The 22,288-nt window shown below is 67.3% G+C and carries 19 protein-coding genes and 1 tRNA gene; 8 read left to right on the forward strand and 12 right to left on the reverse strand.

From position 1 onward, the window contains the following. Window positions 1-194 precede the first annotated feature (194 nt). On the reverse strand, window positions 195-890 hold the full coding sequence (locus tag ACSQ3N_RS07115) for a CBS domain-containing protein (RefSeq protein ID WP_436145947.1): 696 nt from the start codon (window positions 888-890) through the stop codon (window positions 195-197). A gap of 207 nt (window positions 891-1,097) precedes the next feature. On the opposite strand from ACSQ3N_RS07115, the gene ACSQ3N_RS07120 reads away from it, so the two are divergent. Continuing rightward, entirely contained in the window at window positions 1,098-2,042 is a 945-nt protein-coding gene (locus ACSQ3N_RS07120) for a threonine/serine dehydratase (protein WP_436145948.1), read from the forward strand. Window positions 2,043-2,189: 147 nt separating this feature from the next. Further along, window positions 2,190-3,512, forward strand: coding sequence for a serine--tRNA ligase (gene serS / locus ACSQ3N_RS07125; RefSeq protein WP_436145949.1), 1,323 nt, complete (start codon window positions 2,190-2,192; stop codon window positions 3,510-3,512). 177 nt (window positions 3,513-3,689) lie between these two features. On the opposite strand, the gene azu is transcribed toward serS, so the two are convergent. Further along, window positions 3,690-4,139, reverse strand: a complete 450-nt coding sequence (gene azu / locus ACSQ3N_RS07130) for an azurin (RefSeq protein ID WP_056161729.1) — start codon at window positions 4,137-4,139, stop codon at window positions 3,690-3,692. Between the two features lie 257 nt (window positions 4,140-4,396). Here azu and ACSQ3N_RS07135 point away from each other — a divergent pair. Further along, window positions 4,397-4,486: transfer RNA gene (locus ACSQ3N_RS07135), tRNA-Ser, on the forward strand. Between the two features lie 142 nt (window positions 4,487-4,628). Further along, the gene (locus tag ACSQ3N_RS07140) at window positions 4,629-5,129 is read left to right on the forward strand and encodes a hypothetical protein (protein ID WP_156371835.1); all 501 of its coding nucleotides are present in this window, start codon (window positions 4,629-4,631) and stop codon (window positions 5,127-5,129) included. Window positions 5,130-5,376: 247 nt separating this feature from the next. Here the strand turns inward: ACSQ3N_RS07140 and ACSQ3N_RS07145 are convergent, their stop codons facing one another. After that, window positions 5,377-6,123, reverse strand: coding sequence for a TerC family protein (locus tag ACSQ3N_RS07145; RefSeq protein WP_056161732.1), 747 nt, complete (start codon window positions 6,121-6,123; stop codon window positions 5,377-5,379). 305 nt (window positions 6,124-6,428) lie between these two features. Between ACSQ3N_RS07145 and ACSQ3N_RS07150 the strand changes: the two genes are divergently transcribed. Next, window positions 6,429-6,830 (forward strand): hypothetical protein, encoded by a 402-nt coding sequence (locus ACSQ3N_RS07150; RefSeq protein ID WP_436145950.1) that lies wholly within the window; start codon window positions 6,429-6,431, stop codon window positions 6,828-6,830. Between the two features lie 93 nt (window positions 6,831-6,923). Here the strand turns inward: ACSQ3N_RS07150 and ACSQ3N_RS07155 are convergent, their stop codons facing one another. From ACSQ3N_RS07155 to ACSQ3N_RS07170, 4 genes are all read right to left on the reverse strand, one after another. Continuing rightward, on the reverse strand, window positions 6,924-7,841 hold the full coding sequence (locus ACSQ3N_RS07155) for a LysR substrate-binding domain-containing protein (protein ID WP_056161735.1): 918 nt from the start codon (window positions 7,839-7,841) through the stop codon (window positions 6,924-6,926). A 64-nt stretch (window positions 7,842-7,905) separates the two neighbouring features. Next, on the reverse strand, window positions 7,906-10,155 hold the full coding sequence (locus ACSQ3N_RS07160; RefSeq protein ID WP_436145951.1) for a molybdopterin cofactor-binding domain-containing protein: 2,250 nt from the start codon (window positions 10,153-10,155) through the stop codon (window positions 7,906-7,908). Next, window positions 10,152-10,616 (reverse strand): (2Fe-2S)-binding protein, encoded by a 465-nt coding sequence (locus ACSQ3N_RS07165; protein WP_056161736.1) that lies wholly within the window; start codon window positions 10,614-10,616, stop codon window positions 10,152-10,154. The genes ACSQ3N_RS07160 and ACSQ3N_RS07165 overlap by 4 nt, the downstream gene beginning before the upstream one ends. Before the next feature lie 3 nt (window positions 10,617-10,619). Further along, window positions 10,620-11,000 carry a RidA family protein gene (locus tag ACSQ3N_RS07170; RefSeq protein ID WP_056161738.1) on the reverse strand — a complete coding sequence of 127 codons (381 nt, stop codon included), beginning with the start codon at window positions 10,998-11,000 and terminating at the stop codon, window positions 10,620-10,622. A gap of 381 nt (window positions 11,001-11,381) precedes the next feature. Between ACSQ3N_RS07170 and ACSQ3N_RS07175 the strand changes: the two genes are divergently transcribed. The 3 genes from ACSQ3N_RS07175 to ACSQ3N_RS07185 all read left to right on the forward strand — a co-directional run bounded on the left by ACSQ3N_RS07175 (window position 11,382) and on the right by ACSQ3N_RS07185 (window position 15,079). After that, window positions 11,382-12,662: an HD-GYP domain-containing protein gene (locus ACSQ3N_RS07175; protein ID WP_056161740.1), complete on the forward strand. Its 1,281-nt coding sequence runs from the start codon at window positions 11,382-11,384 to the stop codon at window positions 12,660-12,662. A gap of 100 nt (window positions 12,663-12,762) precedes the next feature. Beyond that, window positions 12,763-14,391 carry an ATP-binding protein gene (locus ACSQ3N_RS07180; protein WP_436147930.1) on the forward strand — a complete coding sequence of 543 codons (1,629 nt, stop codon included), beginning with the start codon at window positions 12,763-12,765 and terminating at the stop codon, window positions 14,389-14,391. A gap of 4 nt (window positions 14,392-14,395) precedes the next feature. After that, complete coding sequence (locus ACSQ3N_RS07185) at window positions 14,396-15,079, forward strand: response regulator transcription factor (RefSeq protein ID WP_056161744.1); 684 nt, start codon at window positions 14,396-14,398, stop codon at window positions 15,077-15,079. A gap of 249 nt (window positions 15,080-15,328) precedes the next feature. Here the strand turns inward: ACSQ3N_RS07185 and ACSQ3N_RS07190 are convergent, their stop codons facing one another. From ACSQ3N_RS07190 to ACSQ3N_RS07210, 5 genes are all read right to left on the reverse strand, one after another. Continuing rightward, on the reverse strand, window positions 15,329-17,695 hold the full coding sequence (locus ACSQ3N_RS07190; RefSeq protein WP_436145952.1) for a CHASE2 domain-containing protein: 2,367 nt from the start codon (window positions 17,693-17,695) through the stop codon (window positions 15,329-15,331). A gap of 47 nt (window positions 17,696-17,742) precedes the next feature. Then, entirely contained in the window at window positions 17,743-19,470 is a 1,728-nt protein-coding gene (locus ACSQ3N_RS07195; RefSeq protein ID WP_436145953.1) for a FecR family protein, read from the reverse strand. Window positions 19,471-19,679: 209 nt separating this feature from the next. Continuing rightward, entirely contained in the window at window positions 19,680-20,378 is a 699-nt protein-coding gene (locus ACSQ3N_RS07200; protein WP_056161747.1) for a response regulator transcription factor, read from the reverse strand. 226 nt (window positions 20,379-20,604) lie between these two features. Then, window positions 20,605-21,684, reverse strand: coding sequence for a formylglycine-generating enzyme family protein (locus tag ACSQ3N_RS07205; protein ID WP_436145954.1), 1,080 nt, complete (start codon window positions 21,682-21,684; stop codon window positions 20,605-20,607). Then, window positions 21,681-21,941: a hypothetical protein gene (locus tag ACSQ3N_RS07210; RefSeq protein ID WP_056161751.1), complete on the reverse strand. Its 261-nt coding sequence runs from the start codon at window positions 21,939-21,941 to the stop codon at window positions 21,681-21,683. Before ACSQ3N_RS07210 ends, ACSQ3N_RS07205 begins: the two co-directional genes overlap by 4 nt. Window positions 21,942-22,288 lie beyond the last annotated feature (347 nt).

Genomic DNA, 22,288 nt, shown 5'->3' on the forward strand with positions numbered 1-22,288 from the left:
ATTCAGCAAGCGGTAGAGGCCTTTTTCATTTGATTCCGGACTGCTTTGCCCTTGCGGTGGCAAGGCAGGCGTGCTTCACCGGCTCACAGGCGGGTTTGTCTCTGCGGCAGAATGCTACAAATTAGATAGCTGCCAGCGCTTTACCATCAAGCGGTAGCGGCCATTTTTGTTTGATTTTCAGGCTTTTTCTGGCATCACAGCGCCACAGCCGGCCCGCTCCACAGGTCCAGCGGCGGGTCTGCCGCCACCGCGCGCAGGATGTCGGTGCGCGAGATGAAGCCCGACAGCACACCCGCCTCGTCCGTCACCGGCAGGCCGGGCAGGCCCGTGTCCAGCAGCACGGCCGCCACGCGGCGCAGTTCCGTGTCGGCGGCCACGGTGGGAACCGGGCTCACCATCACGTCCGACACGGGGCGGCGGGCCAGGTCGATGGCCTGCTTCACGGCGCCCGGTTCGGGCAACAGGTCGAGTGGCGCCATGTCGGCGCGCACCAGCAGGCCGATCACGCGGCCCAGCGCGTCCACCACCGGGGCCTGGGCCACCCTGTGCTCGGCCAGGGTCTGCCAGGCGTCGTTGACGCGCTGGCCGGGTTGCACGCTCAGGGCGCCGGTGGTCATCACATCGCTCACCTTGCTCAGCGGCTGGCGGGCCTGCTGCGGGCCTTGCTCCGTCTGGGCATAGGCGCTGACCGCGTCCTGCATGCGCAGGTTCTGGGGCGGCGTGGGCGTGGGGTGCAGGGGGGCCGGGGGCTCGAAGGGTTCGGTGGGCACGTCCATTTCGCGCGTGCGCAGGGCCTGGGGCCGCTGTACGCGCCGCACTGCCGAGATCTGCGCCAGATTTTCCGGGCCACCCCGGTACATCTGGCCCGATGGGCCGAATACAAAGAACATGCTGCCTCCTGGTGGCACCGCCCGAGACCCAGCAAGGTCCCGGCGACGGTGCTGGCCATGTTATCGGCACTTGCCATGGCCCACCGCAGGGCCGGCGTGTATCGGTGTGTAGCGCTGCGGGCTGTCTGTACGCTGCCTTGGTGCTGCGGAGGTCGCTGTAGAGCCCCTACACTGCCTGCCTTGCCTTTTGTCCCTGGGAGCCCCCGCATGATCGATCGCGCCGCCATCGCCGACGCCCGCCGCCACATCCAAGACCGCCAGAGCGGCTTTCTGCGCACCACGCCGCTGATGCGCGTGCCCGGCCGGTCCCTCGGGGTGGATTGCGCGGAGGTCTGGCTCAAGCTGGAGCACCTGCAGGTGGGCGGCAGCTTCAAGGCGCGGGGCATGCTGTACCGGCTGCTGGCCAACCCGGTGCCCGACAGCGGCGTGATCATCGCGTCCGGCGGCAACGCCGGCATTGCCGTGGCAGCAGCCGCCCAGGCGCTGGGCGTGCGCTGCGAGGTCTTCGTGCCCGAGGTCTCGCCCGAGGCCAAGCGCGCTCGCCTGCGATCGCTGGGGGCCGAGGTGGTCGTCACCGGCGCGGCCTATTCACAGGCGTACGAAGCCTGCGTGGACCGCCAGAAGACCACAGGCGCGCTGCAGGCCCACGCCTACGACCAGCCCGAGGTGGTGGCCGGCGCAGGCACCCTGGCCGCAGAGATCGAAGAGCAGGGCGGCCGCCTGCCCGACACCGTGCTGGTCAGCGTGGGCGGCGGCGGCCTCATCGGCGGCGTGGCTGCCTGGGTGGAAAGCCGCGCCCACGTCGTGGCCCTGGAGCCCGAGCGTGCCCCCACGCTGCATGCGGCCCGCGCCGCTGGCGAGCCGGTGGACGTGGACGTCAGCGGTGTGGCCGCGGATTCACTGGGCGCACGCCGCATCGGCACCATCGGCTGGGCCGTCAGCCAGCGCCATGTGCACGACGCCCTGCTGCTGCCCGACGACGCCATCCGCGCTGCGCAACTGTGGCTGTGGAAGGAGTTCAAGCTGGCCGTGGAGCCCGCCGCCGCACTGGGCCTGGCCGCGCTGCAGACCGGCGCGTACAAGCCCCATCCGCAAGAGACCGTGGCCTTGATTCTTTGCGGCGCCAACTTCGACCCTGCCAGCCTCGGCTAAGTCCGAAAGCAGCGCATGCATCTTGCACTGCCTGCGCGAGCGCACCCGTGGATCTGGCTGTGCCAGGCCACCGGGTGCGTCCCCCTACGGGGGAAGGCGCGAAGCGACTCAGGGGGATTGGATTGCGGGGGGAACTAAAATCCAGTCATGCTAGATATCCTTCTCCTTCGCAAAGACCTCGACACCGCCATCGCGCGGCTGGAAACCCGCAAAATGCCCCAGGCCTTCCTGGACGTCTCGGCGTTCCAGGCCCTGGAGTCCGAGCGCAAGACGCTGCAGACCCGCACCGAAGAGCTGCAGGCCCAGCGCACCCAGTTGTCCAAGCAGGTCGGCATGCTGATGAGCCGCGGCGACAAGGATGGAGCCGAAGCCATCAAGGCCCAGGTGGCCGCAGGCAAGGTGGAGCTGGAGCAATCCGCCGCCCGCCTGGAACAAGTGCAGGCCGAACTGCTGGCCATGCTGGTCGCGGTGCCCAACCTGCCGCACGAATCCGTGCCCGTGGGCAGCGACGAAGCTGGCAACGTGGAAGTGCGCCGCTGGGGCACGCCCGGCACGTTTGCCTTCGAAGTGAAGGACCACGTGGACGTCGGCACGCCGCTGGGGCTGGACTTCGACATGGGCGTCAAGCTCTCGGGCTCGCGCTTCACCGTGATGAAGGGCACCATCGCCCGCCTGCACCGCGCGCTCGCCCAGTTCATGCTGGACGTGCAGACCCAGGAGCACGGCTACACCGAGTGCTATGTGCCCTACGCCGTGAATGCCGATTCGCTCAAGGGCACGGGCCAACTGCCCAAGTTCGAAGGCGATTTGTTCGCGGCCAAGAAGGGCGGCCAAGACGGCGAGCCTGTGCCCGACAACGCGGCGCTGTACCTCATCCCCACCAGCGAAGTGCCGCTGACCAACTTCGTGCGCGACGTGGTGGTGGCCGAGTCCGAGCTGCCCATCAAGCTGACTGCCCACACGCCGTGCTTTCGCTCCGAAGCCGGCAGCTACGGCCGCGACACGCGCGGCATGATCCGCCAGCACCAGTTCGACAAGGTCGAGATGGTGCAGATCGCGCACCCCGACAAAAGCTACGAAGCGCTGGAAGACATGACCCGCCACGCCGAGGCCGTGCTGCAAAAGCTGGGCCTGCCGTACCGCGTGATGAGCCTGTGCACCGGCGACATGGGTTTTGGCGCTGCCAAGACCTACGACCTGGAAGTGTGGCTGCCCGCGCAGAACACCTACCGCGAGATCAGCTCGGTGAGCAACTGCGAGGCCTTCCAGGCCCGCCGCCTGCAGGCCCGCTTCAAGAACGCCCAGGGCAAGAACGAGCTGGTGCACACCCTCAACGGCTCCGGCCTGGCCGTGGGCCGCACGCTGGTGGCCGTGCTGGAGAACTACCAGAACGCCGACGGCACCGTGACGGTGCCTGAGGTGCTGCGCCCCTACATGGGCGGCGTGGCTGTGCTGTCGCCCGCAGCCTGACAGAGTGCTGGGCGGGCTGCGGGCTTTTGCCTTCGCGGCGGCGCCCCGGTCCCCGCGTCTGCTGGTGGCCGCAGCACAGGGCGCGGCGCCGACGGGCACCTAGGTCAAGCACTGCCTGCGCTGCAACGCTGGCGCAGCAGCGTCAGCAGCCAGCCTTCACCAGTCAGCACGCATCCGTTACTTGGTCACCGCAAAGGTGCCCTTCATCAGCCCGATGTGGCCGGGGAACGAGCAAAAGAAGTTGTAGGCCTCGCCCACCTTGAGCTTGGTGGCGTCAAAGCTGACGGTGTCGCTCTCGCCGCCGCCGATCAGCTTGGTGGCAGCCAGCACGCGGGTGTCACCAGGCTTGAGGTAGTTTTTGTCCGCGCCTGCAGGAATGCCGTCGGTGGCAACGGCCTGCATGTCGGCGGCTTTGGCCAACACCCAGTTGTGCCCCATCGAGGCCTTGGGCAGCTTGCCCGTGTGCACCAGCTTCACGGTGACCTTCTTGCAGCTGGCCGGCACGCTCAGGCTGTCCTTGTTGAACTTCATGGCATCCGTGCTTTCGATCTCGAGATCGCAGGGGCCTGCCATGGCAGAGCCTGCGGCGAACAAAGAGGCGGCAACGACGATGTGGGCGAATCGCATGGTGAAAGTGTCCTTGGAGAGTTTCGAGGAGAGGGTGGCGAGCGAGCCGGAGACCCTTGGCGCCCAGAGGCTGCTGGCTGTACAGGATCGTGCCACCGGGCGCCGGGCGGCCCTATGACCTGCATCAAGATGTGGGTGGATGTACCGCATCGGGATGCGAGGCGTGGCGCCGTGAACGATGCGACCGGTTGGCAGGAACCGTGGCCGCTGGCTGAACCCTTCAAAACTACTGCTATAATCGCAGGCTTCGACACACAGGAGAGGTGGCAGAGTGGTCGAATGTACCTGACTCGAAATCAGGCGTAGTGGCAACACTACCGTGGGTTCGAATCCCACCCTCTCCGCCAAATGAAAGCCTAAGTGATTGATTCACTTAGGCTTTTTTCTTTGCTCGCTGACTTTCGTCAGTGAGTGCCTTCAGGCCAGGCCCAGCGCCAAACGGCCCAGCTCTCTCATCGCCCCACCACGTGAGGCATCCGTCAGGACTCCATGACTTTTTCGACCATCCGTTTCACTTGCTGCGCTGCGGTGATGGCTGTGTGTTGGCTGCCATTCGCTTCGGTGCACGCCCAGGACAAGAACGCCGCGGCCTGTGGTGCCGCCATGCTGGGCGATTTCAAAATCGTGGAAAAGCGCACCGCACGGGGCAGCAGCAAGTCTGATGATGGCGATCGCATCAAGATCTCGCGCGACGGCAAGAGCTATGCCTTCTCATTCGTCGGGCCGGACGGCAAGGCCTTCCCGGATGACACCGGCAAGCCCAACGTGGAGACACTGGCGCCCATCGATCCCGAGGCCCTGTGGAAGATGTTGACGGGCAACGACAAAGAGGCGATTGACGAGGCCAAGAAAAGTGGCTCCGTCGTGTGCGGGTTGAAAGGCAAGGACGGCTACTTCATGCGGATGAGCGACAAGACACAAACCAGTTTCACCGCAACCTTGGGCTCGGGCTTCGGCTCTGTGGTGCTGACGTTGGAGAAAGATCAGTAAGGACAAGGCGCGACCAGGCAGCCCGTGCAGGCCTGGGCATTGACGACGGACGTGTTGGCGTCCAAGGGTGGGTGGACGAAGCGCGTGCCGTGCAACCACCCCCATCGCGATGCCTGGCGCCTGGGCTCTGGGTGCCAAGCCCCAGAGCATTACCAGGGGCTGCACTTGCCAACGGTTGCCCTTTGCGCCGCGTGCTGGTGAATGGGCTGCCCACCGCGGCAGCACAGCGCGGCGTCAACGAAGAGATTTATTTTGCAGAATCGCGCCGCTTGGCGCGGCGGGAAAACATGTTGAGCAATTCGACCAGCGCAGAGAACGCCATGGCCGCGTAGATGTACCCCTTGGGGATCGCTGCGCCGAAGCCCTCTGCAATCAGCGTGGTGCCGATCAGCAGCAGGAAGCCCAATGCAAGCATCACGATGGTGGGGTTTGCCTGGATGAAGTTGGCCAGCGGGGTGGCGGCGAAAAGCATGACACTCACGGTCACCAAGATGGCAATCACCATGATCGGAATGTGCTCGGTCATGCCCACCGCGGTGATGATGCTGTCGATGGAGAAGACCAGGTCGAGCAGCAGAATCTGTCCGATGGCTGCGGTGGTCGTCAGCCCGGCGCCCTGCTGGGGCGTGAAGACATCGGGACCGGGATCAGGATCCACGCTGTGGTGGATTTCTTTGGTGGCCTTCCAGACCAGAAACAGCCCACCGGCAATGAGGATGATGTCGCGCCAGGAGAATCCTTTTCCAAACACGGTGAACACCGTGGCGGTCAACCCGACGATGAAGGCGATGGTGCCCAGCAACGCAAGCCGCATCACCAGCGCTGCCCCGATGCCGATGTTGCGCGCCCGGGCACGGTCTTTCTCCGGCAGCTTGTTGGTAAGGATCGAAATGAAGATCAGGTTGTCAATGCCGAGCACCACCTCCATCGCTATCAGGGTCAGCAACGCGATCCACGCAGCGGGGTCCGACACGAGTGTTTGCAGGTAGTTCATAGGTGGCCAGTGGTGTACAGGGTTGGATAAACCATGAGCGGGGCGGCGAGCGTCCCCGGCATGCATTGAACGGTGCGCATCTTAAGTCGCCATGTACCGCCGCGCTACCGCATCGCCAGGCGCGCTGACACAATGGATGGCGTCCTACGCAGTCAATACCTGGGCCTGCAAACTGTCACTGTGGATGTACTCAACATGGGTTGAAACCCGATCAGCATGCGGCCGACGTTCGTCGTCAACGATGGCCTACGGCGCGCGAGTGCCGCCAAGGCGACATTGCTTTGTCTTTCATTCAAGGAGGCTCCATGAAGACCAACCTTATCGCCGTTGCCATCGCATCTGGGTTTTTTGTTTGCTCGGTCGCACACGCACTGACGAGCGACCAGTACAAAGCAGAAAAGAACAAGATCGAAGCGGACTACAAATCGCAGAAGGTGCAATGCGACACCCTGAAGGCCAACGCCAAGGACGTCTGCGAAGAAGAGGCCGAAGCCAAGGAAAAGATCGCCAAGGCCGAGCTGGAGCACCAGTACAAGCCCAGCCCAGCCCATGCCCGCAAGATCGCAGAGGCCAAGGCCGAAGGCGCGCATGACGTCGCCAAGGAAAAGTGCGACGACCAGACCGGCGACGCCAAGAACGCTTGTGAAAAGCAGGCCAAGGCAGACTACGAGAAGGCCAAGGCCGACATCAAGGCCACCAAGTATTGATGTGGCGAAGGCGGGTGCGCCGGTTGGCTGACGCACCCACACACGGCCTGGATGACGCGGCCTGCGCCGTGTTGTGAACAAACATTGCGCTTTTTAAGGTGCATTGCGCTTCCAAGATCCTGCCGTCTCGCGAAACATGCCGGCTTCGGTCAGCATCCAGTCGGCCACTGCTTTCACGTACGGGCTTGCTCTGCCGCGTTGAGGCCTCATCAAGTGGTACCCTGCAGCCATGGGCACGTAAAACGGCCACGCTTCTACCAACGTACCTTGCATCACGTCGTGTGCGATCAGGGTGTCGTGCCCGATGGCGATGCCTAGGCCTGCCACCGCGGCCGTGAGGGTGGTCTCGGTGCCCTGCAACCGCATGGTTCTGGCTCCGGCAAGGTGGTGGGCGCTGCACGCCGACAGCCACTGCTGCCACTTGCCTCCTCGCAGGGAGTCGTGCAGCCAAGGAAAGCGCTGCAGGTCGCTCAAGGATTGGATGGGCCTCTGCGCCACCAGTTGCGGAGATATGACAGGCACGAGGCTGTCGTGCATCAACAGTTTTGATCCGGGCAGCGACCCATCCCCGTAGTGGATGCCGATGTCGAACCGCTCCTTGCGAAATTCCGTGTCCCAGATGGAGGTGCTCAGCTCGATCTCTGCATCGATGCCGGCCAAGTGCAGGCGGGCCAGCCGGGGGATGAGCCAGCGCGAAGCAAATGAAGGCATCGCCAGAATCTTGACGGTGCGCGAGCGCAGCGCAGACCCGCTGGCAAGCTTCGCGGCGCCGCGCTGCAGTTCTTCCAGCGCGCGGTTCACGGTCTCCAGGTAGATCTCGCCCGCGGGCGTGAGCTCTGTGCGCCGATGCCCCCGCAGGATCAGCGTCTGCCCGGTGCTGCGCTCCAGCGATGCGATGTGGCGGCTGATGGCGGACTGTGAGCACGCCAGGTCATCGGCCGCTGCCGTAAAGCTGCCGCAACGGGCCACGGCCCTAAAGGCCTGCAAGGCTGCAATGGTGATGTCGCTCATGGCTGGGTTGGGCTGGGCTACCGGGGCACGGCAGGCAATCGAAATCGGTGGGCAGCACAGTACCTCAAGCGGAGCCCGGCCGCACGGGCAGACTGCGCGCGCGGTAGCCCGTTGCAGCGTGTACCGCATTGGCCACCGCCGCGATCACCGCGGACGTACCCGGCTCCCCGATGCCTCCCGGCGCCTCGTCGCTCCGCAGCACATACACATCCACCTGTGGTGCCTCGGACAGCCTGAGCACGCGGTAGTCGTGAAAATTGCTCTGCTCCACACGGCCGCCCTGCAGCGTGATCTCGCCCCACAGCGCTGCCGTCACGCCAAACTGGATGCTGCCGTCCACCTGGGCATGGACGGTGTCCGGGTTGACGACCATCCCGCAGTCGACAGCACACACCACGCGGTCTACGCGAATCTCGCCTGCGGCGTCCACGGTGACTTCGGCCACCTGGGCCATGAAGCTGCCAAATGCCGACAGCACTGCAACGCCCCGGCCCCTGCGGGAGCCTTTGGTCTTGGCTGCGGGCAGTGGCGTGTCCCACCCCGACTTCAGCGCCACCAGCTCCAGCACGGCCCGCGTGCGGGAACCTGCGGGCAGCAGTGCCAGGCGGTAGGCCACGGGGTCCTGGCGCGACAGGGTGGCCAGCTCATCCACAAAGCTCTCGATCACGAAGCAGTTGTGCGTGGGGCCCACACCGCGCCACCAGCCCGTGGCCAACCCCGGCATGGGCTCATGGCGCACATAGTCGAGCTGGGCGGCAGGCCATGCGTAGGGCCCGAGACCGGCCTCGACCGCATCGCCATCCAGGCCATTGCGAACAGCGCCCGGAGCGACCCGCGCGAGGATGGACGAGCCCACCACCCGATGGGTGATGGCCGTGGGCCGGCCCTGCGCGTCCAGCGCCGCACTCAACCTGTCGGCGTACATGGGCCGCAGGATGTCGTGCTGGATGTCCTCTTCGCGTGACCAGATGAACTGCACGGGGCCCTGCACCGTGCGCGCGAGCGCCACGGACTGCTCCACATAGTCCGCCTCCAGCCGGCGTCCAAAGCCGCCGCCCAGCAGGTGGTTGTGGATGCGGATCTTGTCAGCCGGCAGCGCCGATGCCTTCACTGCAGCATCGCGCGCGCGGATGGGCGCCTGCGTTCCCACCCATACGTCGCAGCCGTCCGGCTTGAGGTGTACGGTGCAGTTGACGGGCTCCATCGCAGCGTGGGCCAGAAACGGCGAGTGGTAGACCGCCGAATGGCGCGACGCGGCGACTGCCAGAGCGGCTTGTACATCGCCTTTCGACAGCGCCGATGCGGCATCCTGGCGGTCCAGCTGTTGCTCAAGGTCCTGGCGCAGCTGCGCGGTCGATACGCCCGCCCCGGCGCCGTTGTTCCACTCGATCTTCAGCGCCGCGAGCCCTTGCTTGGCCGCCCAGGAGTGGACGGCGATGACGGCCACCGCATTGGAGATTCGTACGACCTGGCGTACACCGGACACCGCCAGGGCAGGGGCTTCGTCCACGCTGGCGAGCGTGCCGCCGAACACCGGGCACGCAGCCACCGCAGCGTAGAGCATGCCGGGCAGGCGCACATCGATGCCGTAGGTGGCCGACCCGTTGACCTTGCCCGCCACATCCAGGCGCGGGATGGGTTTGCCGATCAACCGGAACAAGTGCTGGGGCTTGAGCGCCACCTGCTGCGGCATGGGCAGACGGGCGGCGCTGCGGGTCAGTTGCCCGTAGCGCAGCTGGCGCCCGCTGGGCGGATGGCTGACTCGGCCCTCGCGCGCCTGGCATTCGGCGGCGGGCACGCCCCATTCCTGGGCCGCTGCGCTCACCAGCATGGCCCGCGCGGTGGCGCCGGCCACGCGCATCGGCTCCCACGCGCCCATGATGGAGTTGGACCCGCCGGTGATCTGCCCGCCGCCCGCACGCGGGTTGCCATAGCGGGCTGCGTCCGGCGGGGCATGGGCCAGCGTGACGCGCGAGAGCGGTACTTCCAGCTCCTCGGCGATCAACATCGACAGCGCCGTGTAGATACCCTGGCCCATCTCGACGCGCGCCATCGTCAGCGTCACGCTGTCGTCGGTGCCGATGCGGATGAACGCGTTGGGCTCGAAGGGCGCAGGCGCCTTCATGGCTGCCAGCGCCTCGGAATGCCGATCTGCAGATCGTGCGGGCAGCGCCACGCCCAGGGCCAGCGATCCGCCGGCCATCAGCAGTAAGCGACGGGTCAGCGTGGGGGTTGCCGCGCTTTCTGGCTGCAGCGGCAGTTCGCAGGGACTGGAGCGGCTGGCGGCCGGTTGCGTCGTTTTCGTGATGCTCATGCCTGGCCTCCGCCGCGGGCTGCGCGGTGGATGGCCACCCGGATGCGCGTGTAGGTGCCGCAGCGGCAGATGTTCCCGGACATGGCTGCGTCTATCTCGTCATTCGTGGGCGTCGCGTTCTGGCTGAGCAGCGAGCACGCCGACATGATCTGCCCCGACTGGCAGTAGCCGCACTGCACCACGGATTCATCCAGCCAGGCTTTTTGCACGGCGCGCCCCACGTCAGTGTCGCCAATGCCCTCGATGGTGGTGATGCGCTGGCCGGCCACGGCGGAGATGGGTGTCTGGCAAGAGCGGATGGCCGCGCCGTCCAGGTGGACGGTGCAGGCACCGCAAAGCGCCAGGCCGCAGCCGAACTTGGTGCCTGTCAGCCCTTGCACATCACGCAGTGCCCACAGCAGGGGCATGTCGGCCGGCAAGTCCAGCGCCACGTTGCGGCCGTTCAACTCGAATTCCACCATCGCTCACCCCACCGCAATGGCTTCGACTTCGATCAGCCAGTCCGGGTGGACCAGCCCCACCTGCACCACCGACATCGCCACCTTGTGGTCGCCCAGGTAGCGCTGGCGGATGTCGGCGCCCAGGCGCCAGTCATCGTAGTTGGCCAGCCAGATGGTCAGTTTCGCCAGATTCTTGCGGTTCATGCCGGCGGCCGCGAGTGTGGCCTCGATGTTGGACCAGACCCGGTGGGCTTGTGCTTCGAAGCCCTTCGCCAGACTTCCGTCCGGCTCCAGCCCCATGGTGCCGCTGATGAAAAGCAGGCGGTTCACGGAGATGGCTTCCACGGCCTGGGCGTAGGGGCCGATGGGTGCAAATATGTCGGGTGGGGTATGCGCTATCAACATGGATGTCCTTGACTGGCGGGGTTGCATGAACGTCCATTAGAGGAGCGAATCCGTGATGGCCCGATGCCGAATCACGATCTCATGCCATCTGTTTTTTGCATGGATGACGGCGGCGTGGCGTGCCCATGAGGCCGCGAAAAGCGTCAACGCGTGCGCCCCGGATGGTGTGGCTGAGACGTGGCCAATCTGGGTGGAAGATGCAGCAATCCCACGCGAACATAAGTTGCTTGTGCTGTTTTGCACTGTTATGGTGCAATTTTTGTGGTTTGTGATGCTCGCAAATAGCGGGTTCTACGAACGAACAATCAGGCCAAAAACGCTACCATTGGTTACCGTTGCCACCGCCTGAGGGCGGGCGTCTTTTCCCCCAGGTCCCAGGCCATGCTCAAGCGCATCCAAATCGAACACCTCACCCTGGGCATGTACCTGCACGAGTTCTGCGGCTCGTGGATGGAGCATCCCTTCTGGCGCGCCAAGTTCCTGCTCAAGGACCCCAAGGACCTTGCCCGCATCCAGTCCACCGCCATCCACGAGTGCTGGATCGACACCGACAAGGGCCTGGACGTGGCGCCAGGCACCGCCTCCGTCTCGCGCGAGGAGGCCGACGCCAAGATCGAGACCGACTTCAGCCGCCTGGAAGACCTGCCCACGCTCAAGGTCACGCTGCCGCCCCCACCGCCGCCGCCCCAGCGCGACCGGACCGCCACGGACATGAAAAGCGAGCTCAAGCGGGCCGCCGCCATCTGCACGCAATCCAAGGAGGCGATGGTCTCCATGTTCAACGAGGCGCGCATGGGCCGTGCAGTGGACGCCGCGGGCGCGCAAAGCCTGGTCGAGGAGATCACCGACTCCGTCACCCGCAACCCCGGCGCCCTCATCAGCCTGGCACGCCTGAAAACCGCGGACGACTACACCTACATGCACTCGGTGGCGGTGTGCGCGCTCATGGTGGCGCTGGCCAAGCAGCTCAAGCTCAAGGACGACCAGCAGCGCCTGGCGGGCATGGCGGGGCTCTTGCACGACCTGGGCAAGGCGGCGATCCCGCTGGCGGTGCTCAACAAGCCCGGCAAGCTCACCGACCAGGAGTTCACCGTGGTGCGCAGCCACCCGGTGGAGGGCTACCACATGCTCAAGGAAGGCTCTGGCGTGCCCGAGGCGGTGATGGACGCCTGCCTGCACCACCACGAAAAGGTGGACGGCACGGGCTACCCGGACAAGCTCAAGGGCGACGGCATCAGCATCATCGCGCGCATGACGGCGATCTGCGACGTGTACGACGCCGTGACCTCCGACCGGCCCTACAAGCGCGGCTGGGACCCGGCCGAATCGCTGCGGCGCATGGCGGAGTGGACGAACGACCACTTCGATGCGCGGCTGTTCCAGGCCTTCGTCAAGAGCATCGGGATCTACCCCGTAGGCTCGCTCGTGCGGCTGACCTCCGGGCGCATCGGGGTAGTGACGGAGCAGGCGCCGGCAGCGCTCACCACGCCGATCGTGAAGGTGTTCTTCAGCACCAAGTCCGATCTGCGCATTCCGCCGGAGCTGGTGGACCTGGCAGCACCAGGGTGCACCGAAAAGATCGTGGCGCGCGAGGACCCGGACAAATGGCGGTTCCCGGATTTGAACGAGCTGTGGTCGGGGTCCATCGACAAGGTTTGGTGAGGCACTGGCATGAAGCTGCCCGCCGCTGCATCCACCGGCCTGCACGCGTGATCCGTCGCGGCCCTGCACCACTGCGCCAATGAAGAGTTGGCTTCACCCGATGTTTCGCACGCGGCTGTCCCTGGCGTTTGCGGCGCTGCTGGCCCTGGTGTGCGTGCAGGCCGCTTTCGTCTACTGGGGTGCCTACCGCGTGAACGACTACGCGCGCCACAGCCGCCTCACCAGCGACATCCTGTCGGAGCTGCTGGACCTGTCGGCCAACAAGCAGCGGCTGCGTGTGTGGGCCATGCAGCGCCTGATGAACGCCGACGCCGTGCCCGAGGTGCGCGAGCGGCTGATCGAAAACATGCAGCGCAGTGCCACCGCGTTGGAATCACTGGCCGTGCAGGACGCGGCACTCTGGCGTGAACTGGCCGAGCGCGACGGCATCGCGGTGCCGCAGGAGGTGCACCAGCTGGTGGGCGTCTCCGAGCTGCTCAAGGACAACATAAAGGCCGTCGATGCGCGCCTGAAGCCTTTGACCCCCCTGGAGCCCGGCGCCGAGTTTGCTGTGCTGTGGGGCGAGATCAACCAGGTGTTCGACATGGCCAAGGGCCGTGACCTGCGCGAAGTCCTCAACGGTGCCATCGACCGCCAGCGGCTCACCGTGCCCGTGGCGCGGGCCGCGACAGAGCGCGCGCTGGCCGCCCTGCGCGAAAAAGCCATCGCCATGGCGCTCATCACCCTGGCGGCGGCGGTCGTCATGGCCTTGAGCCTGAGCCGTCGCTTGCAGCAGCCGCTGGACCGCTTGCTCGCCGGAACACAGGCCCTGCAGGCGGGTGCGCTGGACCACCGCATCGCCACCGGCTCCCGGGACGAGTTCGATCACGTGGCGCAAAGCTTCAACGCCATGGCGCAAGAGCTGCAAAGCCACCGCGCTGCGGCCGACGCCGCCCGGCATGACCTGGAAGTGGCGGTGCACGACAGGACGCGGGAGCTCAGCGCTGCGCATGACACCCTCAAGCAGCTGGACGAGCGGCGCCGGCAACTGTTTGCCGACCTGGGGCACGAGTTGCGCACGCCCGCCACCGCGATCCGCGGCGAGGCCGAGATCGCGCTGCGCGGCAAGGACAAACCCACCGCCGAATACCGGCAGGCCCTGGGCCGCGTGATCAGCGGCATCGACCAGATGACCGGCCTGATCCATGACCTGATGCTGATCGCCAAGGCCGAGGCGGACCAGCTCGTCATGAAGCCGACCACCACCGACATGCCTGCGCTGCTGGCCGAGGCGGTGGACCAGGCCCGAACCCTGGGCGCCGACCGCCGGGTCGATGTGCAGCTGGACCTGGGCGGTGCGGCGGCAGGCCCGGTGCGCGTGCATGCCGACGCCGACCGGCTTGCCCAGGCGGTCATGATCGTCCTGGACAATGCCGTGCGGTACTCGCCCGAAGGCGCCACGGTGGCGGTCGCGCTGCGCAGCGACCCGTCGATGGCGACCATCGTCGTGAGCGATGCAGGAATCGGCATCGACGCGGACGAGCTGCCCCATATTTTTGAGCGCTTCGTGCGCGGCCAGCGGGCCCGTGCGCACCGGGCCGACGGCACCGGCATCGGCTTGTCGATAGCCCAGTCCATCGTGCACGCACATGCCGGTCAGATCGAGGTGCACAGCGTCGCCTTGCGCGGCACCACCGTTCGCATCTCCTTGCCGGTCATTGCGGCCGACGCGCCTGAATGGGCCTTGTGACCTTATGAACATCCTGGTGGTTGAAGACGATGCCCGTGTCGCGGACTTCCTGCTGCGCGGCCTGCGTGCCGAGGGCTACCGCGTCGAGCTGGCGCGCAACGGAACGGACGGTCTGGCCATGGCGCGCACCACCGAGCCCGCCATCCTGATCCTGGACCTGATGCTGCCGGGCCTGAGCGGCCTGGAGCTGTGCCAGACGCTTCGTGCTGAAGGGCACCACGTACCGGTGCTGATCCTGAGCGCGCTGGGCAACACGGCGGACAAGGTGCAGGGCCTGCGCCTCGGGGCGGACGACTACCTGACCAAGCCTTTCGCCTTCGACGAACTGATCGCTCGCATCGAAGCGCTGATGCGCCGGGGCCGCGAGCAAAAGCCGCGCTCCACCCTTTTGCATGTGGCAGACCTGACCTTGGACCTGGAGCGGATGAGCGCCAGCCGTGCCGGCCAGACCATCACGCTCACGGCCAAGGAGCTGGCGCTGCTGGAGTTGCTCATGAATTCGCCAGGCCGCGTGTACAGCCGCGAGCGCATTTTGTCCAACGTGTGGGGCACCAGCCAGGACCCGCTGACCAATGTGGTGGATGTGTACGTGAGGCGCCTGCGTGCCAAGATCGACGAAGGCCAGCCGCTCGCCCTCATCAAGACGGTGCGGGGCTTTGGCTACCGGCTGGACGACCTGCCGGAGTGAAGCTTCTGGCATCTGGCGCTGGCGTTGGCGCCAGGGTTCAAGCCCGCCAGGCCTACGAGCTGCCGGGCAGCGGTGGCACGCTGGGCAAGCTCGTCCTCGTTCCTTGAATGTGTCGAGCCCTTCACCATGAGCGCTCCCGTTCGCCACGCTGAAACTGTGCGCAGTGCAGTAATTGAATAAAAATGGTACCTACCGCTTGTTGGTAGCCATTTGTTTGCTATCAATTCAATAGTATTGTGCTTGGGCCACTCAGTCGGTAGCGACCGGCTCGGCAAGGCCCGGCAGCACCAGCCTGAATTCCGCCCCGCGACCCACCTCGCTGTCCACCTCCAGCGTGCCCCCGTGGCGTTGCACCACGGTGTGCACCAGCGCCAGGCCCAGGCCCACGCCGCCCACGGCGGGATGGCTGCGGTCGTGCAGGCGCTGAAAGGGGGCGAACAACCGGCCTTGCAACTGCGGCGCAATGCCAGGCCCCTGGTCCCGCACCGACACCACCCACTGCGTGCCGCGCGGCGCAATGGCGCACTGCACAGTGCTTCCCGCCGGGCTGAACTTGATGGCGTTGTGCAGCACATTGACCAGCGCGCGGACCAGTAGCGACCGGTCTCCCAGCGCAGGGGCCGTATCCGGAGCGGTGGTGATCATCACGTCGACGCCCCCGTCGCGGGCCAGGGCCCAGGTGTCGTCCACGGTTTCCGCGAGCATCGCCACCAGGTCCAGCGGCGCCCTGCGGTACTCCTGCGACTGCGCGCTGGCCAGGTGCACGAAGTTCTCGGCCATGCCCAGCGAGGTGCGCGCATAGCGCCCGATGCGCTGCATCATTTCTTCGTGCGACATGCGACCGGGGTAGGCGCGCTGCATCTCCAGCAGCGTCAGGATGGACGCGTTGGGCGCGCGGATGTCGTGCGAGATGAAGTTCAACGCCTGGTCGCGCTGCTGCTGCGCGTGCCGCATCTCGGTCAGGTCGACCAGCGTGATCAGCCAGCCCGCCTTGGCCAGGTCGGTGAAAGGCTTGCACTGCACCAGCAGGCTGCGGCCCCGTGCATCATGCCCCTCGCTTTGCTCGGGCATCGTTTTGGAGTGCAGGTTCTCCGCCGTGACCAAGGGCTGGCCGGTGCCGGTGTGGACCAGGTCGTGCAGCAGCTCGGCCACCGACTGGCCCTGCAGCGGCAGTGCGATGTCTCCGCCCACATGTCGGCGCGCAGCCATGTTGGTGAGCAGGATGCGGCCCGCAGGGTCGCACACGATGGTGGGCGAGGGCAGCTGCTGCAGGCTCTCGCTCACGAAGTGGTGCAGGTCACGCAGCTGGCGCGACGCGCGCTCCACGGCGTTGATGCGCTTTTCCAGAAAGTCGCCGGTGTCGCCCGCGCGGGTCGGCAGCCGCAGCGACAGGCCGTCGCGCTGCAGGCGCTCCATCTCCTGCCGCAGAAAATGCGCGGCAGCGCTCAGGCGCCGCCAGCTCCACAGCGGATAGGCCAGCACCAGCCCCAGCATGGCCGCCGCAGGGGCCAGCTGCAGGCCCAGCCACCAGGGCAGGGCCACGCTCAGCAGCAGGGTGCCCACGGCCAGCAGTGCGCTGGTCAGCAGGGCGACGAAAGGGCCGGCCAGCAGCAGCGCCAGCAGCGCGCACGCCACCGGGACCAGATTGAAAAGCGTGTTGGCCACCGGGCCGGCAGGCCGGATGCCGGCGCCCGACAGCCGGCTGTCCAGCACATGCGCCACCACCTCCACGCCGGGCATCAGCCGCGACTGCTGGCTGACCGGCGTGGCGAACATGTCGCCCAGGCCCGATGCCGCAGCGCCCACCAGCACATACTTGCCGCGGAACGCATCTGCCGGCACCTGGCCGCGCAGCACGTCGATGTACGAATAGGTGGGGAAGTGGCCCGGGCCGCCCGCGTAGGCGATGAGCGTGCGGTCGTTGCGCTGCCAGTCGCTGGTGGGGCCTGCGGGGCCGGTGGGGACGGTGCCCGCGGCGGCGGTGGTGTCCACCGGCTTGACCGGCGGGGTGCAGCCTGTGGCACCGGGCTGGCCCACGCAGTGCAGCGCGGTGCCGAAGTGGGGCCAGGGCGCTGCCCCGGGGCCTTCGGTCAGGTAGAAGCTGCGCACCACGCCATCGGTGTCGGGCGCCACGTGCACATGCCCCACCCGGGCTGCGGCCTGGGCCAGCGGCGGCCACGGCAGGTCGGCCTGGCTGGCAGCAGGTCCGTAGCCACGACGCATCATGGGCAGCACCATGCGGCCGCTGCGCGCCATGGCATCGGCCAGCAGGGCGTCGTCTTCGGGGTAGTCCTGGTCTTCTTCGCCAAAGAGCACATCCATGCCGATGGCGCGGGGCGCCTGCGCCGAGATGCGCGAGATCAGCTCGGCATGCAGTGCACGGCGCCAGGGCCATCGGCCGATGCTGGCGATGCTGCGGTCATCGATGGCGACGATCACGATGTCGGGGCGCGCAGGCCGCGACAGCAAGCGCAAGCCCGCGTCCTGCACCAGATGGTTCACCCGGCCCAGGCTGGCCGGTGGGCTGAGCCAGGCCACCAGCGCGAGCAGGGCCACGGACAGCAGGCTCCATTCCAGGCGCCGCTGTCGGCCGCGGCTGCGTGCAAAGGTCCACATGGATCAGGCCACCCGGTAGACGGGTGGAACACCCTGCCCAGCCGCGCTCAAGGGCGCGCCAGCGGCTGGCCGCTGGATGTGGACACCGGCAGGCCCGCCCCGGTGCGGATACCCGATCCGACGCGGATCTGGCGCGCAGGGGAGAAGTCGCTGCCCAGGCCCGTGGGGTCCAGCACCTGAATGCGGACCAGGTACTCGCCCGCAGGCAGGTCGCTGCCTGTCCACTGCGGCGCATCGAGCACGGTGTCGAGGGTCACAGCGTCGAACCCGGGGTCGGTGGCGGCCGCCAGTTGCAGGCGAAAGCGCTGGCCGGGCTGGGCAGGCCAGTGCAGGTGCACGGACGTGTCGCCATCCTTCGCCTGCAGCGACTGTGCAGACAGCGTGGCAGGCCGCTCGGCCACGGTGAAGGGCTGCGGCGGTGCAAAAGGCCCCTGGTCGGCCTGGCCGCCCGGCAGCTCCAGCAGGCTGGCAACGCGCCAGAGGTACTCCCCCGCTGGAAGGCCCGTAATGGGCAGACGGCATTCGGTCAGGCGTTGTTCGTCGAGCACGGGCTGGCTCCAGGCGCGCTCGCCAGCTGCGTTGGGCGTGCTGGCCGCCACCTGCACGCGGAACCAGCGCACACCGGGCACCTGCGTGCACCGCAGTTCTGCGGCGCCTCGCGCCACCACGGCGCCGGGCGCGGGGCTTTGGTACAGCGGCGGCACAGGCCGGGTCTTGACGGCAAAGGGCAGCACGGCCGGCACACCGGGGATGCCCGCGTCATCCAGCGCGCGCACCGACAGGTAGTAGCGCCCGTCCTCCAGCGCCTTCCAGCGCAGCTGGCCGTCGGCAAAGCGCCCGTGGCGCAGCACCTGGGTGAAGTCTGGGTCCCGCGCGACCTGCGCTTCATAGCGCGCAGCGCCTGCGAGCGGCGGCACGTTGATGGCCAGCAGGCCTGCGTCTCCCAGGGTGGTGGGGACGGCCGAGGTGTCGGGTGCGGGCAGCAGGGCGCGCGGTGCGCCCACCGTGCCGTCGGCTGCCACGGCCAGGCCCTGGCCGGTCGCCAGAAGGGCCGTGGGGGCCGAGGGGTCGGGCTGGGCGGTGGGCGTGTCGCCCTGGCGCGGCTGCACGGCCACAGACCCGTTGAGCACCGACGCCGCGGTGCTACCCGTGTCCGTCATGGCCACGCTGAAGTGGGTGCCGCGCACGCTGGTCACCGCCAGCGGCGTGCGCAGCTCGAACCGCCGAAACGGCTCTGCACTGGGCGGTACCGACGACTCCACCGCGCCGCTGCGCATCTCCAGCACCGACTGCACGCTGCCCGCGCGGCCGCGACGGCGCAGCTGGCGCAGTTGCAGCTCGGAGTGGGCCTGCACGCGCACCACGGTGCCGTCGGCCAGCTTCACGGCCACGAACGCGTCGGGGCCCACCTGCAGCGCAGTGCCTTCTTCGAGCTTGCCGCCTTGGACCACGGCCGTGCGAGCGTCGCCAGCGGGACCCTGCGCGGTGACCGTGCCGTGCACGAACTCCACCGTGGCCGACTCCGCGGGCTGCAGGCGCACGGGGATCCACACCACCGAGCCCGGTTGCAGTCGCCGTGGGTTGGCGACCTTGTTGCGCGCCTGCAGCAGCGGCCATTGCCGGGGCGCATCCAGGTAGGCGCGGGCCAGGCCCTCCAGCGTATCGCCGTCCTGCACGGTGTGGGCGATCTCGTCGCCCTGCGGGTGGGGCGTGTGGGGCGTGTCGGCGTGCGCGGCGGGTGCCGCAAAGCCTGCCATGCACAGGGCAAGGCTCAAGGCCGACAGCGGGCGCAGGGCCTGACGGGTGCCGTGCCCCTTGTCACACCGGGCGGCTTGCCCGCTGTCACATCGGCTTTTACGTCGGCTGTCACGTTGGGTGGGGCGGTATGTGCTGGCCAAATCAAAATCTCCTGGTGTCCGCCGGGTGGGCGGGGCGCGGGCGGCCTCAGGGTGGCTGGCCGCCCGTGGCCATGGTCGTGCGCGCCTCAGGCCCTTTTCTGGGCATCGACGGCTTCGAAGCGGTAACCCACACCGTACACCGCCGAGACGATGAAGCCATTGGCAGGGCGCAGGTCGAGCAGCGTGCGAAGGCGCGAGATGTGGGTGTCCAGCGAGCGCGACATCACATCCGCCACCTGGCCCCAGATGATGTCCTTGAGGTGGTCGCGCGACAGCAGCCGGCCCATGTTCTGGAACAGGAACAGCGCCAGGTCGTACTCGCGGTTCTTGAGCTCGACGGCCACGCCGTCCACCTCGATGGACCGTGTTTCCGGCAGAAAGCGGTAGCGCCCAAACTCCAGGACACCACCGGCATTGTCGGGGTAGGCGCGGCGCAGCAACGCCCACACGCGCGCGGTCAGCTCGCCGATGCGCACGGGCTTGACCATGAAGTCGTCTGCGCCGCTGCCCAGGCCCTCCACGATGTCGCGTTCTTCCTGGCGGTGGGTGACAAACAGAATGGGCAGCTGGGTGCCCACGTTCTTGCGCACCCAGCGCACCACTTCGGGACCGGTGGTATCGGGCAGGTGCCAATCCACGATCAGCAGGTCAAACGTTTCGCGGCGCAGTTCGCGCAGGAAGTCGGCGCCGTTCAAATGCGTATGGCACACATGCCCCATGGCCTCGGTGGCCTGCTTGATCAGATCGAGCTGCAGCGCGTCGTCGTCCAGTGCGGCAATTCGCATGGTGTCCCCTGTCCAAAATGTCCAACCTGGGATTATTTGCGAGAACAGGCGCTGCATGCAGGCGTTGCCCGAAGGGCGTCAGCCGGTTGACATTTGTTGACGGTGGGAGGGAGGGCGCAGGCGCATCCTGCGCTATCGGGGGCCGCGCAGACGCCGCCCCGCATTCTGTCCCCGCGCAGGACCAGAGGGCGCTGCGTAGAGGGGCGCGGCCGCAAGCGAGGCTGGGTCAGCGCCGGGCCGGGGCGGGCGCTTCGATCTCGCGCACCAGCCGCATGCCCACCAGCGTGTAGCGCGTCTCCGGGCTGTTCCAGTTGCGGTAGCCGCAGCGCGCATAGAACGACCATGTGTGCCACGAGCCTCCCCGGCGCACGCGCACCGAACCCTCTGGCGGGCCCTGCGGGTCGTCGGCCGGCGACTGCGCGTAGTAGTCATCGCCATGCCAGTCCGACACCCATTCCCAGGCATTGCCCAGCATGTCGTGCAGCCCGAAGGCGTTGGGCTGGTAGCTGCCCACCGGTGCGGTGAACGCGTGGCCGTCGTTGCCTGCCAGGGCGTGCTGCTGCCAGCGGGCCCAGTACGGTGCCGCGGCTTGGTCGAACACGTTGGCAGACCGCACCAGCGCCTGCGGGTCATCGCCGTGCGGGTAGCGGGTGCGGGTGCCGGCACGGCAGGCGTATTCCCACTCGGCCTCGGTGGGCAGGCGGTAGCGTTGGCCTTCGGTGCGGCTCAGCCAGGCGGCCAGCGCCTGGGCGTCGTTCCAGGTGACGTTGACGACCGGATGGTCGTCGCCCTGCGCAAAGCCGGGGTTGCGCCAGGAATAGCGCGGGTCGCGCCCCTCGAAGGCGTCGCCCCGGCGCGTGGTGGCAGGGTCGTACTGCGCGTTGTAGCCGTAGCCGCCGGTGCCGTCCGCCACCGACTCGGGCACGTAGCCCGAGGCGTCGAGGAAGCGCCGGAACTGCCCCACCGTGACCTCGTGCTGACCCAGGTAGAAGGCGCTGCGGATGTGCACCGTGTGCGCGGGCTGCTCGTCGGCCAGGTCGGTAAAGCGTTTTGCCTCCAGCGTGGGGTAGGCCCGGGCCAGGGTCTCGGGCGGCTCGACGCCCCCCATGGTGAAGCTGCCAGCGGGCACCTGCACGAACACCATGCCCAGGCTGTTGGTCCAGGTGGTGGTCCGGGTGGGGATGTGGGTGGGGGTTTCGGCCACTGTGGCACCCCTGGCGCCGGCCCGCGGTGGGGAGGGTGCGGCACAGCCCGCCAGCACGGTAGCCAGCGCCATGCACCCGAATGCCCTGGCGGACTGGCTCATGGCTGGCCGTTGGGGGATTCGCTCACGCATTCAAAGACCAGGCGCGAGCCGTCGTTGCGCAGCAGCTTGGGAAAGAGCATGAGCTTTTGGCATTCGCGCGTGGCGGCGCCGTAGGCCGGTGCTGTGTCCGTGCCGTAGACCGGCACGCTGAAGGTGCGGTCCCGGCCCGACGCCATGGCCGACGAGGGGTGGTTGGTGGTCGCGTTGCAACCTGCCAGCAGGGTGATCACGCAGAGCGAGGCGGTCAAGAGCTTCATGGCATCTCCAGGTCCAGCGGACAGATGGAGCCAGTTTAAGCACAACACGGTGCGGAATGCCATGGTGTGCAGGCACCGTTGCGGCGCTGCATCTTGGAGTGCTGGCGCAGCAGGGGTGCTTGCGTGGTGCGCCGTGCATTGAGCAGTACCGGCACGTGAGCTCTGCCCTCCCTCGTCGAGGGTGCGGTGATGGGGACGGTGACGGCGGCACTCTGGGACGTGGGTGGCAGGGCGTGGCAGGAATTGAAGCTTTTCAGGGCCTTCCGCTTGCCAGTCATGCGCTGGCAGCTATAAAAAAGAGAGCAAAAGAAAAACCCGGCCAGCGGCCGGGTCGGTGTGGGGGCGGT

The sequence above is a fragment of the Acidovorax sp. LjRoot194 genome (genome assembly GCF_964253015.1).
Classification (GTDB): domain Bacteria; phylum Pseudomonadota; class Gammaproteobacteria; order Burkholderiales; family Burkholderiaceae_C; genus Acidovorax.